Raw genomic sequence first — 13,485 nt, 5'->3', positions numbered from 1 at the left:
CTAAGCTTCTTCAGTAATCAGAACTCTGTCTTGGCCATCAAGTTCTGTCATCTCTACGATGATTTCTTCAGAACGACTGGTTGGGATATTTTTCCCAACATAATCTGGACGGATAGGCAATTCTCTATGTCCACGATCTACTAGCACCGCAAGACTCACGCGCGCAGGACGACCATGTCCGACAATGTTATCGATAGCAGCACGGATGGTACGACCTGTATAAAGCACATCATCCACCAAGATAACTTCACGGTCTGTCACATCAACAGAAATCAAAGAAGTATCTTCTCCGCTTTTAACATCATCACGGAAAGGTTTGGTGTCCAATTCCACAACAGGAACAGTGATATTTTCCAACTGCTCCAAGCGTTCTTTGATACGATGAGCGATGAAAACACCACGCGTTTTTATCCCAGCTAGGATAATTTTATTCAAATCCTTATTGCGCTCGATAATCTCATAAGTAATTCGCGTAATCGCTCGTTTGACAGTCAATTCGTCTACAACTTCTTTTGTCTTCATGACAAACCTCCAAAAAGAAAAGTCTCCTTCTACAAGGAGACTTGAAATGTATAGCCAAGCGAGCCCTACTGTAAACAGTATAGACTTCACCCTTCTACTTTATCGCGCTCCTTGCCTGCCTCACGGGACAGGTTTAAAGGACTATTTAGTTATCATTTACTATAGCACAAAGCACCCTTAAAATCAAGCAAAAACTTTTTCAGAGTCCCCTCAAACATTACTAAAATCATATAATTGGGGATAGTGGTCACATTCTGGATTTTTGGGATGGCAGATAGCTCGTCCAAAGTAAATCATGGCCTGGTGGGCTGCTAACCATTCTTCTGGTGGCAGAACGTCCATGACACGTTTTTCTACTTCAAGTGGCGTAGCTGATTTTTTAACGATATCGTGATGCTTACAGATACGCTCCACATGAGTGTCCACTGCAAAAGCTGGAATTCCAAAGCCCACGCTCATGACGACATTTGCTGTTTTGCGACCAACACCAGCTAGACTTTCTAATTCCTCTCGAGTCTGAGGCACTTGACCGTCAAAATCGTCTAGTAACTGTTGGGCACATTTTTTAAGGAATTTAGCCTTATTTCGATACAGTCCCAGGCGAGAAATGTGTGAAGCAATTTCACTCTCTGTCGCTACAGACATGGCTTGTGGCGTTGGAAAGGCCGCAAAGAGACCTGGTGTGGCCTTATTTACCGCTGCATCTGTGGTCTGGGCTGACAGCATCACTGCAACCAGTAGTTCAAAATGATTAGTAAAATCAAGACTTGGTTTCGCATCTGGGAAAAGGGCAATGATTTCCTCTATGACATGACGAGCACGTTTCTTGGATAAAACCATCTACTCGTCTCCATCAAATAGTCCTTGTAAACCTGCAAAAGGACTATTTTCTTCTTTCTTGACTGCTTGTTGGGCCTGGTATTCTTCCTCAGTCATGATTTGCCAGTCATTTCCCGACACAAAACCTTGGCCCGCCTCTTCTTCTGCCGTCAAGACTTTGATAGGGATATTGAGCAGAATATTATCTGCTACGCTCTCAGCAAGGTCGATTTCCCCATTTTCGATAGGCAGGACCAAGTCATCGTCTAGAACTTCCTGGTCCAGTTGGTTGGTCGCTCCTTCCATGAAAACTTCTGTGACTGGATAAGATTCATCTAACTCAACTGGCTCCATACTACGACTTGAAGCAAGAACAATGGTATATGACAACTGATAGTCTAAGAAATACAGACGGTCTTCGTACTGTACCTTCCCAACTGCAAGGATATCTTTGACATCTATAATCTCTTGATTACGGATACGTAAGTCTGCTGCTAGGTCTAAAGCTTGTTCAAAATGTAGGCCTTCAGGCTGTTTACGAATTTCTTGAATATTTAACTTCATATTTCCTCCATAAAGATTTACTCACTTGATTATACCATGAAACGGCTACGAGTCAGCCTTCCAAACCTTGATATTAAAATCTCATTTTTAACATATTTACTATGACATATTTCCTGTTTAGTGCTATACTATAGGCAAGAATACATCAGAGCAAGGAGGATGCTCATATGGAAGACAAAGCACTCATCGCTGAAGCTTACCAACTCCTTTCCGAGTTAAATAAAAGCTACCAAAGCTGCAAACAAGGTACAGCCGATGATATTCGACTGCAAGAGCTGCTAAACAGCACTCTCCAGGAACTTAAAAAAGCGGAAAAGTTGGACAACAGTATCTTAATCGACCTCGAGAAATTTTACCAACGTACCAGTCTTCTGATTGGACTGGGCAGTCTAAAACTAAACGACCAAGCACGCAACGCTTGGCGCAACTATGACAAGTTCCATTATGAGCATGTCAAACACGTACTAACTCTCTATGGACCTGTTTTTGGATTCTGATACTCTTCGAAAATCTCTTCAAACCACGTCAGCTTCGCCTTGCCGTACCCAAGTATAGCCTTCGGATCGCTTCCTAGTTTGCTCTTTGATTTTCATTGAGTATAAAAACTAGAATTTCCTGTTTTCTATTGACAAAATTTCCTGAAAAGTATAGGATAGAGGTACTAATACTCGGAGGTAAGGGAGACATGAACAACTAAGTCTATCAAATAAAGAACCTTTATTTAGTAGATCTTGTTTTTGTCTCTTTTTGTGTGCTCTTTTTATACTAGATTTTCTAGTATCCTGTCCCCATTGAAATTCAAAAAACTAGAAAGCTATTCTCCTATTGGGTTGGGTTAGGCAACTCCAAGCTAGTTTGACGAGTTTTTCAACGAGGATAATAGAGTTTTTAACAGTGACTTTGGGCTCTACTAGATAAAGTAGAGCTTTTTGTTATGCACTATCGACATTCTAGAAAGGGCAACAATATGATAAAAATCAATCATCTAACCATCACGCAAAACAAAGATCTACGAGATCTTGTATCTGACCTAACCATGACTATCCAAGACGGGGAAAAGGTTGCTATTATTGGTGAAGAAGGAAATGGTAAATCGACTTTACTACGAGCTTTAATGGGGGAAGCATTGCCTGATTTCACTATCAAGGGAGAGATCCAGTCTGACCTTCAATCACTGGCCTACATTCCTCAAAAACTAGCTGAGGACCTGAAAAAGAAAACTCTACATGACTACTTCTTTTTGGATTCTGCTGATTTAGACTACAGTATTCTTTATCGTTTGGCGGAGGAGTTGCACTTTGATAGCGACCGTTTTGCTAGCGATCAAGAAATTGGCAGTCTATCAGGGGGCGAGGCTTTGAAAATTCAGCTCATACATGAATTAGCCAAACCCTTTGAGATTCTATTTTTAGATGAACCTTCAAATGACTTAGACCTTGAGACGGTTGATTGGCTAAAAAGTCAGATTCAAAAGATTAGGCAAACTGTTATTTTCATTTCCCATGATGAAGACTTTCTCTCTCAAACGGCAGATACTATTATCCACCTGCGACTAGTCAAGCATCGGAAAGAAGCGGAAACGCTTGTAGAGCATTTAGACTATGATCGCTACAGTGACCAGAGAAAGGCTAGCTTTGCTAGACAAAGCCAGCAAGCTGCTAACGACCAGAGAGCCTATGATAAAACCATGGAAAAGCATCGCCGAGTCAAACAAAATGTAGAAACTGTACTTCGAGCTACCAAAGACAGTACTGCTGGTCGCCTATTGGCTAAAAAGATGAAAAATGTTCTCTCTCAAGAAAAACGCTACGAAAAGGCAGCTCAGTCCATGACCCAAAAGCCGCTTGAAGAAGAACAAATCCAACTTTTCTTCTCAGATATACAACCATTACCGGCTTCTAAAGTCTTAGTCCAACTGGAAAAAGAAAATTTGTCCATTGGCGAGCGCATTTTAGCTCAGGGGTTACAACTAACGATCCGTGGCCAAGATAAAATCGGTATCATCGGGCCAAATGGTGTTGGAAAATCAACTCTGTTAGCCAAGTTGCAGCAACAGCTCAGCGACAAAAGAGAAATTTCGCTTGGTTTTATGCCACAAGATTACCACAAAAAACTGGAATTGGATCTATCGCCAGTAGCCTTTCTCAGCCAAACAGGGCAGAAAGAGGAATTACAGAAAATCCAATCCCACTTAGCCAGTCTCAATTTCAGTTATCCAGAGATGCAACACCAAATCCGTTCCTTATCTGGTGGTCAACAAGGCAAACTACTTCTGTTGGATTTAGTTCTACGCAAACCAAACTTTCTCATTCTGGATGAGCCCACACGCAACTTTTCTCCAACTTCCCAACCCGAAATCAGAAAACTCTTTGCCTCTTATCCAGGTGGTCTGGTCACTGTGTCACATGACAGACGTTTCTTAAAAGAGGTCTGTAGGGCCATCTATCGTTTGACAGAAAATGGTTTGGAAGTCGTCGATTTACAAGATTTTTAGATTTTAAACATAGCAAAAATCCAGAGAGATTTCTCTGGATTCTTTGGGCTGTTTGAGCTAACTCAAACAGCTTGAAAGATACTCACTTAATCAGAAGAACAACTTTGTTGCACTTGACTTGACAATTAAGGAAAAAATTGTTTTTCCATCTCTGCCACTTAACTACAAATTAAATAATTTATAACTAGTATTCTTTTTTCTCCATAATCATAACGGACAATTTTACTGCAAGCCCTATGATTAATATGCTTACAACTAAAATTCCTAAGCAAATAATTGATATAGAATTTTTACTAAAAATCTCCATTAGTTCTGCAAGAAAATCCGACTTTTCTTTTAACAGTGTTGATAAAGCAAATATTAAGAAATAAGTGATTACCATAATGAGTCTACCCTTTTCAGCACCATATTTAAGAATAAATGGTAATTGAATGGCAGACATAAGTATACTAGCAGCTAATGTAATTAAAGCAATAAACACTATATTATCCAATGACATTTGATTTTTTGTCATCAACAGTACAAAAATGCAGATTGAACCAACCAAACCAAAGGCAAATGCAAAGAAAAACTTGCTCAACACATAACTGCTCTTTTTTATTGGCATCGAAAATGCAAACTGTTCGAAATTTGATTTTGTATCATAGCCAAAGGCGATTGCAGTAAGTATGAGCGGAATCATTACACATATTAACGGAACCATAAACAATTCATTTTCATAAATTCCATATACAGCCAGTGCAATACTGATAGTAACCGTTAATAATAATGTCTTTTTTAAAGTAGCTATATCTTTCAAAATTAATGATGTCATTATTGTCTCACTCCTTTCACAAAGTAAATCATAATATCCTCAATTGACGGTTTTTGTAACTTGATACCATCAGGTACAAGACTCTTTTTAACAAGTAACTCTTGCCCAAAAGAATGTATTCTTCTTCCTACAATGGCTTCTTCATCAATGTTATTTACTTCTTCATTGGATAAAGTACATATACCGTAGTTTTCTTTTAACTCATCTTTTGTTTCCATAAATAAGATTTTTCCATTGTGAATAAAAGCAATGTAATCTGCCACTTTTTCTAAGTCAGATAAAATATGGGAAGAAATAAGAATTGTATGATTTTCATCTTGCATAAAATCTAATAACAAATCCAAGATTTCCTCTCTTACAATTGGGTCAAGCCCACTTGTTGCTTCATCTAAAATCAAAAGTTCAGCATTGTGAGATAAAGCAACAGCCATTGAAAGTTTCATTTTCATACCACGAGAATAGTTTTTAATCATCTTTTTATGTGGTAAATTGAATTTTTCAACGAATCCATAAAACTGCTTTTTATCCCATTTTGAATAAACTCTATGACAAAACTTTTCAACATCGATTAATGTCATTTCTTCCGGCACTAACAAATCATCAAATACCACTCCAAGTTTATCTTTCAGTTCAACACTATTAGGATTTTCCTCATCTAAAAGTCTTATATCGCCAGAGTCTTTTCTTAAAAGCCCAAGTAACAATTTTATAGTTGTACTTTTACCAGCTCCATTCTGTCCGATATATCCAACTATTGTTCCTTTCGGAATAGTAAGATTTACCGGTCCTAGTTTAAAACTGTCAAATGTTTTTACTAAATCTTTAATTTCAATAGCATATTTACTCATATTCACCCTCCACATAACTCTTTAACATTTTTATCAATTCATCACTGGATACATCTACAATTTCTGAAAGTTCAACTACTTCTTGAAGCTTCGATTCAATTTTCTTTAAGTATTCTTCTCGAATTAGTTCTTTATTTTGTGATGCAACAAAATTACCTTTTCCTTGTACCGAATTTATAAATCCGTCTAACTCTAATTCATCAAAAGCTCTTTTTGCAGTTAACATACTTACTCTTATTTCTTTCGCTAAGAATCTTATCGAAGGTAGTTGTTCTCCCACTTTCAAATCTCCAGAAATGATTTGTGCTTTAATTTGATTTTTTATTTGCAGATATATTGGTTCATCACTGGAATTATTTATCTGTATATTCATCATCAACCCCCTACTGTTATTTGTGTTTTAACTGTTATTATTATAGCATAACAGTTAAAACATTGCAATATCTAAAAAGAAGCAGACAAAAATTTTTTTCCCGCTTCTTCTCATTACTATCTAAATTCTTTCAGCAACTCTCTTAGCTTTTCCAATATCTTATTTCTTCTCTTTATGAGAGCTGGATGAGATATTTTTTTCATTTCAGCCACCAAACGAATAGTTTCATCATTGAAATAAAGTCTATCAATGATTTCTCTTTCTTCATCATTTAATTTTGATAGTGCATCTCGCACTGCCTCAATCATCCTCTGTGTCTGAACGTTTTTATCTACATCAAAACCCTCATCAACTATACTATCCTCAAAATGTCCATCATGATCAAAAGACGAGAAAAAAGCAGGTGATTTCTTCTATCCACCTGCTTCAAATATTTTTCGGCTCTATAATATTTGTAGTGGGTAAATCCCCTATGGATATTATGGAGCTTATTTTAGCTTTTCTTCAACCCACTACAGTTGACAAAGAGTCATTTTTTCTACATATGTTTCAAACGCTCAATTCGTTCTGAGATAGGTGGGTGGGTGTAAAATAGTTTTTGAAGTCCGCCACCTTTCTTAGGATCATTGATATAAAGAGCGCTGCTGGCATCATCGACATGGTGATGCATCGGCTCGCTATTGTCCAACTTGCGCAAGGCATTGATCATCCCTTGAGGATTGCGAGTCAGCTCTACACTAGATGCATCCGCCAGAAATTCCCTCTGACGGGAAATGGCTAGTTGTACCAAGGTTGCTGCGAGAGGTGCTAGAACAATGGCTAAGAGAGAGATAACAAGCATGATAATCTCCAAACCATTTCCATCACGATCATTATCACTCCGTCTGCGACCTGCGCCACCCCACCACATCATCCGTCCTGCCATACTAGACAGAAGGGTAATGGCACTGGCAAGGGCAACAGCAATGGTCGAAATGCGGATATCGTAGTTCCGGATATGACTGACTTCATGACCCATGACCGCTTCTAGCTCCTCACGGTTCATGATGGCTAGGAGACCCGAAGTGGCTGCGACAGCTGCATTCTGCGGATTCGAACCTGTTGCAAAGGCATTTAAAGAAGAATCCTCAATGATAAAAACACGTGGCATAGGGATCTGAGCGACCATGGCCATATCTTCCACTACATGGTAGAGGTCTGGTGCCGTTTGCTCATCAACCTCACGCGCCCCATTCATAGACATGACAATCTCTGTCGATTGAAAGATCATAATTAAGGCATAGACAAGACCAATGATTAGGGCTATGATCATGCCCCCAAGACCTGAGCGCATGAAGAGATAGCCAACCGCATAACCAACCAAGGCCAAGAGTAGGAAGAAAACCAGCAACAAAATCCACGTTTTTCGTTTATTGCTCGCAATTTGATCAAACAACATCTTAGTCACCTAAACCGCTAAAGTCAACTTTAGGAACTGCCTTCTCCTCTTCAGGTGTTTGAAGGAAGTCCGCAGCTTTAAAGCCAAATAGTCCTGCGATGACATTACTTGGGAAGCTTTCTAGTTTTACATTGTAGTTGCTGACCACACTGTTGTAGAGTTGGCGTGAGTAGGAAATTTTATTTTCTGTATTGGTCAACTCTTCTTGTAATTTGATAAAGTTAGCGCTAGCTTTCAAGTCTGGGTAATTCTCTGCAACTGCAAAGATACCGGAAATCTGGCGGGTAAGGGCATCACTGGCCTTCATCGCTTCAGCTGGCGAGGTTGCTGCGGCTACTTGTCTACGAAGCTCTGTCACTTTTTCCAAGGTAGAACCTTCATATTTGGCATAGCCTTTGACTGTTTCAATCAAGTTTGGGAGTAGATCATTACGACGCTTCAACTGAACATCGATCTGGCTCCATGCCTCTTTTGTTTGCATACGATTCTTAACCAAACCGTTATAGCTAACAATCACAAAAATAACAATCAGAGCCAAAACTCCAAGAATAATCCAAGTCATAATCTTATTCCTTTCTGCTTTTAGATTACTACCAGTATATCAAAATTTTAATGAATATGGTAAAATAAGGTGATACTAGAGAAGGAAACGATTATGAAACCAGAAACATTTTACAGCCTACTAACTGAGCAAAATCTTCCACTTTCAGACCAGCAAAAAGAACAATTTGAACGGTATTTTGAACTCTTGGTCGAGTGGAATGAAAAGATTAACCTGACCGCTATCACTGACAAAGAAGAAGTCTACCTTAAACACTTTTATGATTCGATTGCACCCATCCTACAAGGCTTGATCCAAAATGAGAATATCAAACTTCTTGATATCGGAGCTGGGGCAGGATTTCCTAGTCTGCCCATGAAAATCCTCTATCCTCAGTTAGATGTGACCATCATTGATTCGCTAAATAAGCGCATCAACTTCCTCCAACTATTGGCTCAAGAGCTGGATTTGGAAGGCGTTCACTTCTACCATGGACGGGCAGAAGACTTTGCTCAAGACAAGAACTTCCGTGCCCAGTTTGATATGGTGACAGCTCGTGCAGTTGCCCGTATGCAAGTCTTATCTGAGTTGACCATTCCCTACCTTAAAGTTGGTGGAAAACTACTGGCGCTCAAGGCCAGCAATGCTCCTGAGGAATTGTTAGAAGCCAAGAACGCTCTCAACCTCCTCTTTAGCAAGGTAGAGGACAACCTCAACTATGCCCTGCCAAATGGAGATCCGCGCTACATAACAGTCGTCGAAAAGAAAAAAGAAACACCTAACAAGTACCCAAGAAAGGCAGGCATGCCAAACAAACGCCCACTTTAATTTTTTTAGTAAAAAAATGATTTACAAAATCAGCCTCGCTTTATTATTTCTGGGCTCGGGAAAAATTCGTTTACAAAACGGACCTCGCTCTCCCATTTCCAGGCTCGGGAAAAATTCGTTTACAAAACGAATTTTTTCTGCTATACTATCCTAAGCAAAGGTTTTTAATGTCATCCTGTGAGGTGACGAAGGCGCAGATTTATATAAATTTTTAAAAGATAACTATTTTTTAAAAAGTCTTACTCTGAGGGCCTATTGCTATAAAATAATGGGCTCTTTTTTGGTGCCCAAAAGTGAGGTTTTTATGAAACAGGAATCAACTGTTGACTTGTTACTAGACGTTGATCAACGTCCTTCTGCTGGTAAAGGTATTCTTCTCAGCTTCCAGCACGTATTTGCCATGTTTGGTGCAACCATTCTCGTTCCCTTAATTTTGGGAATGCCTGTATCCGTTGCCCTCTTTGCATCTGGTATTGGAACACTTATCTACATGATTTCTACTGGCTTTAAGGTTCCAGTTTATCTAGGTTCTTCATTCGCCTTTATCACGGCTATGTCTCTAGCCATGAAAGAAATGGGGGGCGATGTATCTGCCGCTCAAACTGGAGTTATCCTGACTGGTTTGGTCTATGTCCTTGTAGCAGCAAGTGTTCGTTTTGCAGGTACGAAATGGATTGACAAACTCTTGCCACCAATTATTATCGGACCTATGATTATCGTTATCGGTCTCGGACTTGCTGGTTCAGCTGTAACGAATGCTGGACTTGTAGCAGATGGAAACTGGAAAAATGCCCTTGTAGCTGTTGTTACATTCCTTATTGCAGCTTTTATCAATACAAAAGGAAAAGGGTTCCTCCGTATCATTCCTTTCCTCTTTGCCATCATCGGTGGATACCTATTTGCCCTAGTTCTTGGATTAGTTGACTTCACTCCTGTTCTTCAAGCCAACTGGTTTGAAATCCCTGGTTTCTATTTACCATTTAATACGGGTGGTGCCTTTAAAGAGTACAACTTGTACTTCGGTCCTGAAACCATCGCCATCTTGCCAATCGCTATTGTAACAATTTCAGAACACATTGGAGACCACACAGTTTTGAGCCAAATCTGTGGCCGTCAATTCTTGAAAGATCCAGGTCTTCACCGTACTCTTCTCGGTGACGGTATCGCGACATCTGTATCAGCCTTCCTCGGTGGACCAGCTAATACGACTTACGGCGAAAATACAGGGGTTATCGGGATGACTCGTATCGCTTCTGTCTCTGTTATCCGTAACGCGGCCTTCATCGCCATTGCACTTAGCTTCCTTGGTAAATTCACTGCCTTGATTTCAACAATCCCAAGTGCTGTGCTTGGTGGCATGTCCATCCTTCTCTACGGAGTTATCGCCAGTAACGGGCTAAAAGTTTTGATTAAAGAGCGCGTTGACTTCAGCCAAATGCGTAACCTCATCATCGCTAGTGCCATGTTGGTACTTGGACTTGGTGGAGCCATCCTCAAACTCGGCCCAGTTACACTTTCAGGTACTGCTCTATCAGCCATGACAGGAATTATCTTAAACTTGATTTTGCCACACGAAAATAAAGAATAATCATCTATACACACAAAATCCACTCGATTGAGTGGATTTTTTTATTACTTACTCTTTATTTCCAGCAGTAAATCTTTCAAAGAAATAATGGTCACGGCTAGTAAAATCATAGCCATACCGACAAAATCAATCGCATAAAACTGTTCCTTCATAATCAGAAAGGCAAAGAAAACGGCTGAAATTGGCTCTATGGAAGCTAATAAACTAGACTTAACAGGGCCTATCAGACTAGCCCCTTTTAGGAAAGCTGTATAGGCAAAAACCGTTCCGATGATGATAATCCCAGCAAATGCAAAGAGAAGATCTAAGCTAGTCGGTATGCTGGCCTGTAAAACTCCTGTGAAAGGAATAGCCACTACACCAGAAATAACCATACCGACACCAATCACCAAAATACTGCCCCACTTCTTAATCAAAGCAATGGGAAGGATGATATAGAGGGCATAGGTTAGGGCAGAAAAGAGGCCCCAGAAAAGACCAGCAGGTGTGACAGACAACTGGTCAAGTTCCCCATGCGTCGCGATAAGAAACGTTCCTCCAATTGCTAAACCAATTGAAATAATCTCAGCCAGAGTAGGCGCCACCTTGTCCTTGATACAAGTATAAACCAAGATCCCAACGGGGCATACATACTGGAGAACTGTCGCCGTGCCAGCATTGGTTTCCTGAATAGCAGAAAGATAGGCAAACTGGTTTAAGAAAAGTCCAAACAAGGCAAACAACAGCACAGATAAAAGGCTTTTTCTGTCTTTTAAAAAAGCATAGAGTTTATCCCTTGCAGTCATATAGGATAAGACTACCAGTGCCAAACCTGCAATGATGAGTCGCAAATTAGTCAAGACTAGAGCGGAAATCCCGTGTGCCATTAGGTATTGGCCACTGGTTCCAGACAAACCCCAAGCAATCCCTGCCACTACTGTATACAGAGTTCCTTTTACGGTTTTTGACATGCTTCTCCCTACTCCTCTTGACGAATGATTTTCATGACTTGGTTTCGATCAACTATCCACTGGGCACGCTCATCCTTTTCATACGTTCGATTGGACAGAAAGATGGCGGCTTCCTGTTTCTTTCGATTCCACATGATGAAGGTACCTGTATAGCCCGTGTGATCAAGCCAGTCACCTTCCAGATTCCAGGCTAGGGAACGCTCCTTATCATCTAAAGGAGAGAAACTTCGGCTCAAATCTGCCGCAAAATCATCTTTCAAGTAATGTTCCAGAAAGATCTGTAAATCCTTAACAGTCGAAAACAAACCAGCACTTCCAGCGTGCTTCCCTAATAGACGAGCTTTGGGATCGTGAATGATTCCGGCCTCTACTCCTCTCACTGTTGGTACAGCTTGCTCAACAGGACCAAACATTGTTTCCTTCATCCCCCATGGTTCCAAAACTTGTTCTTCTATAATCTGATCCAAGTCTTGTTTAAAGATTTTTTCCAAAACAAAGCCCAGGAGTAAAAAGTGCACGTCCGAGTATAGAAAGGCTGGCTGACTTCGTCTGTTGAGGTGAAACATGGCTTTTCTCAATTCCTCTGCACTTAACCTGTCCCGATTTGGAATAAAGGGGTCTAAGTCTGTTGCATGAGTCAGAAGTCGCCGTATAGTGATATCAGGATAATCACACTCCGGTAAAAAATCCGTCACCGGTCGATTAATATCTAATTTGCCCTGCTGCCACAAGAAGGTAAAAACCGTCCCCACTCCCACAACCTTACTCACACTAGCCAGATCATAAATCAAACCGCTTTCTATCTTCAAGCCCCGTTCTGGATCACTCAATCCTAGATAAGACTCTTTCCATTCACCATCCTTATAATACGCAAAAGAGGCCCCGGGATAAATCCCTGCCTCGATTTGATTTTCTATTTTTCTTAGAATTTTTTCCCACTTCATGCTTCTTCAAACCACAATTCAATGTTATTGGTATCTTTACCCAGGAAGAATTTTTCAGACTTAGGGACAAAGTAGCCTGTCTTTTCAAATTTCTGACGAAGACTGGTTAGATCAAAATTTCTTACTAAAAATTTCAACATCGTCAAGTCCCAAGTGACATTGTTTTCAACAACCAAATCTAGTCCTTGCCCTTTAGTAAAAGTGATTACTTGCGCTACTCCTTCAGGATCAAGTAAGCTCTCTGTCCCCTCAGGCAAACGCAACTCCATAGAAACCTCAAATTGGCTCAAGTATTTTATACCTGTATTTGAATAAAATTCAGGAACAGTTTCCAGTGGAACCAAATCTCTTATATCATTTTCTGCATGAACAAGGATCACATCCTCTTCAGGAGAAACAATCTCAAAAGCATATCCACGACTTCCTTTAAACAAGCGAGGAAGAGACTTCATTTGAGAAAGAAGGGCCTCGATTTCGGAAGGATCCTCAACCTTTATCAAGAGCCTAGCTAGCTTCTTAAGTCCTTCAACTCTGCGAGTTCGCATGCTTGGTGCCTCTTCTAAAATCAATCTCTCCGTACCCGTCTGGTCGCCTAATGAAAGAAAGGCAGACTCTTCTAGTAAGGGTTTCATTCCTAGAGTTTCAATATAAAATATCTCATTTAATTTTCGATTATTAACTTTCAAAGTCGGAATGATCCGAACAATCTCATTCACATCCATAAGTTCCTCCAACTCTTTTATTTTAAAGGATTTTAGAATA

General features: G+C 40.0%; 15 protein-coding genes and 1 pseudogene. 4 read left to right on the top strand and 12 right to left on the bottom strand.

The genetic code is table 11. The features are described from left to right. From pyrR to M1F56_RS06120, 3 genes are all read right to left on the bottom strand, one after another. A complete protein-coding gene (pyrR, locus tag M1F56_RS06130) occupies positions 1–522 on the bottom strand; it encodes a bifunctional pyr operon transcriptional regulator/uracil phosphoribosyltransferase PyrR (protein WP_000850018.1) in 522 nt (173 codons plus the stop codon). Between the two features lie 210 nt (positions 523–732). Then, positions 733–1,362, bottom strand: a complete 630-nt coding sequence (gene nth, locus M1F56_RS06125; RefSeq protein ID WP_000244437.1) for an endonuclease III — start codon at positions 1,360–1,362, stop codon at positions 733–735. Next, complete coding sequence (locus M1F56_RS06120) at positions 1,363–1,905, bottom strand: YceD family protein (RefSeq protein ID WP_247917174.1); 543 nt, start codon at positions 1,903–1,905, stop codon at positions 1,363–1,365. Between the two features lie 167 nt (positions 1,906–2,072). Between M1F56_RS06120 and M1F56_RS06115 the strand changes: the two genes are divergently transcribed. Beyond that, positions 2,073–2,402, top strand: a complete 330-nt coding sequence (locus tag M1F56_RS06115) for a hypothetical protein (protein WP_061597799.1) — start codon at positions 2,073–2,075, stop codon at positions 2,400–2,402. Positions 2,403–2,839: 437 nt separating this feature from the next. Then, positions 2,840–4,399, top strand: coding sequence for an ATP-binding cassette domain-containing protein (locus M1F56_RS06110; RefSeq protein WP_247917173.1), 1,560 nt, complete (start codon positions 2,840–2,842; stop codon positions 4,397–4,399). 184 nt (positions 4,400–4,583) lie between these two features. Here the strand turns inward: M1F56_RS06110 and M1F56_RS06105 are convergent, their stop codons facing one another. The 6 genes and pseudogenes from M1F56_RS06105 to M1F56_RS06080 form a co-directional block, all read right to left on the bottom strand. Further along, a complete protein-coding gene (locus M1F56_RS06105) occupies positions 4,584–5,213 on the bottom strand; it encodes an ABC-2 transporter permease (RefSeq protein ID WP_247917172.1) in 630 nt (209 codons plus the stop codon). Beyond that, positions 5,213–6,061, bottom strand: a complete 849-nt coding sequence (locus tag M1F56_RS06100; protein ID WP_000049613.1) for an ABC transporter ATP-binding protein — start codon at positions 6,059–6,061, stop codon at positions 5,213–5,215. The genes M1F56_RS06105 and M1F56_RS06100 overlap by 1 nt, the downstream gene beginning before the upstream one ends. Beyond that, positions 6,054–6,434 (bottom strand): GntR family transcriptional regulator, encoded by a 381-nt coding sequence (locus M1F56_RS06095; protein WP_247917249.1) that lies wholly within the window; start codon positions 6,432–6,434, stop codon positions 6,054–6,056. Before M1F56_RS06095 ends, M1F56_RS06100 begins: the two co-directional genes overlap by 8 nt. Positions 6,435–6,550: 116 nt before the next feature. Continuing rightward, a pseudogene (locus tag M1F56_RS06090) lies at positions 6,551–6,912 on the bottom strand (RNA polymerase sigma factor). Positions 6,913–6,972: 60 nt separating this feature from the next. Next, on the bottom strand, positions 6,973–7,872 hold the full coding sequence (gene htpX, locus M1F56_RS06085; protein WP_247917171.1) for a zinc metalloprotease HtpX: 900 nt from the start codon (positions 7,870–7,872) through the stop codon (positions 6,973–6,975). 1 nt (position 7,873) lies between these two features. Next, positions 7,874–8,434 carry a LemA family protein gene (locus M1F56_RS06080; protein ID WP_000219840.1) on the bottom strand — a complete coding sequence of 187 codons (561 nt, stop codon included), beginning with the start codon at positions 8,432–8,434 and terminating at the stop codon, positions 7,874–7,876. Positions 8,435–8,527: 93 nt separating this feature from the next. On the opposite strand from M1F56_RS06080, the gene rsmG reads away from it, so the two are divergent. Further along, positions 8,528–9,241: a 16S rRNA (guanine(527)-N(7))-methyltransferase RsmG gene (rsmG, locus tag M1F56_RS06075; RefSeq protein ID WP_061597802.1), complete on the top strand. Its 714-nt coding sequence runs from the start codon at positions 8,528–8,530 to the stop codon at positions 9,239–9,241. Between the two features lie 304 nt (positions 9,242–9,545). Then, positions 9,546–10,829 carry a uracil-xanthine permease family protein gene (locus M1F56_RS06070; RefSeq protein ID WP_195215527.1) on the top strand — a complete coding sequence of 428 codons (1,284 nt, stop codon included), beginning with the start codon at positions 9,546–9,548 and terminating at the stop codon, positions 10,827–10,829. Between the two features lie 44 nt (positions 10,830–10,873). Here M1F56_RS06070 and M1F56_RS06065 read toward each other — a convergent pair whose 3' ends face one another. From M1F56_RS06065 to M1F56_RS06055, 3 genes are read right to left on the bottom strand one after another with little or no spacing between them, the layout of a single operon-like run. Next, a complete protein-coding gene (locus M1F56_RS06065) occupies positions 10,874–11,779 on the bottom strand; it encodes a DMT family transporter (protein ID WP_247917170.1) in 906 nt (301 codons plus the stop codon). 8 nt (positions 11,780–11,787) lie between these two features. Next, complete coding sequence (locus tag M1F56_RS06060) at positions 11,788–12,723, bottom strand: serine hydrolase domain-containing protein (RefSeq protein WP_247917169.1); 936 nt, start codon at positions 12,721–12,723, stop codon at positions 11,788–11,790. Next, entirely contained in the window at positions 12,720–13,445 is a 726-nt protein-coding gene (locus tag M1F56_RS06055) for a CppA family protein (protein ID WP_247917167.1), read from the bottom strand. The genes M1F56_RS06060 and M1F56_RS06055 overlap by 4 nt, the downstream gene beginning before the upstream one ends. Positions 13,446–13,485: the final 40 nt, after the last annotated feature.

The sequence above is a fragment of the Streptococcus oralis genome (assembly GCF_023109005.1).
In the GTDB taxonomy this organism is placed as follows: domain Bacteria; phylum Bacillota; class Bacilli; order Lactobacillales; family Streptococcaceae; genus Streptococcus; species Streptococcus oralis_BU.
Note: the sequence above shows the minus strand (reverse complement) of the source record. Positions and strands in the feature narration are given on the sequence as shown.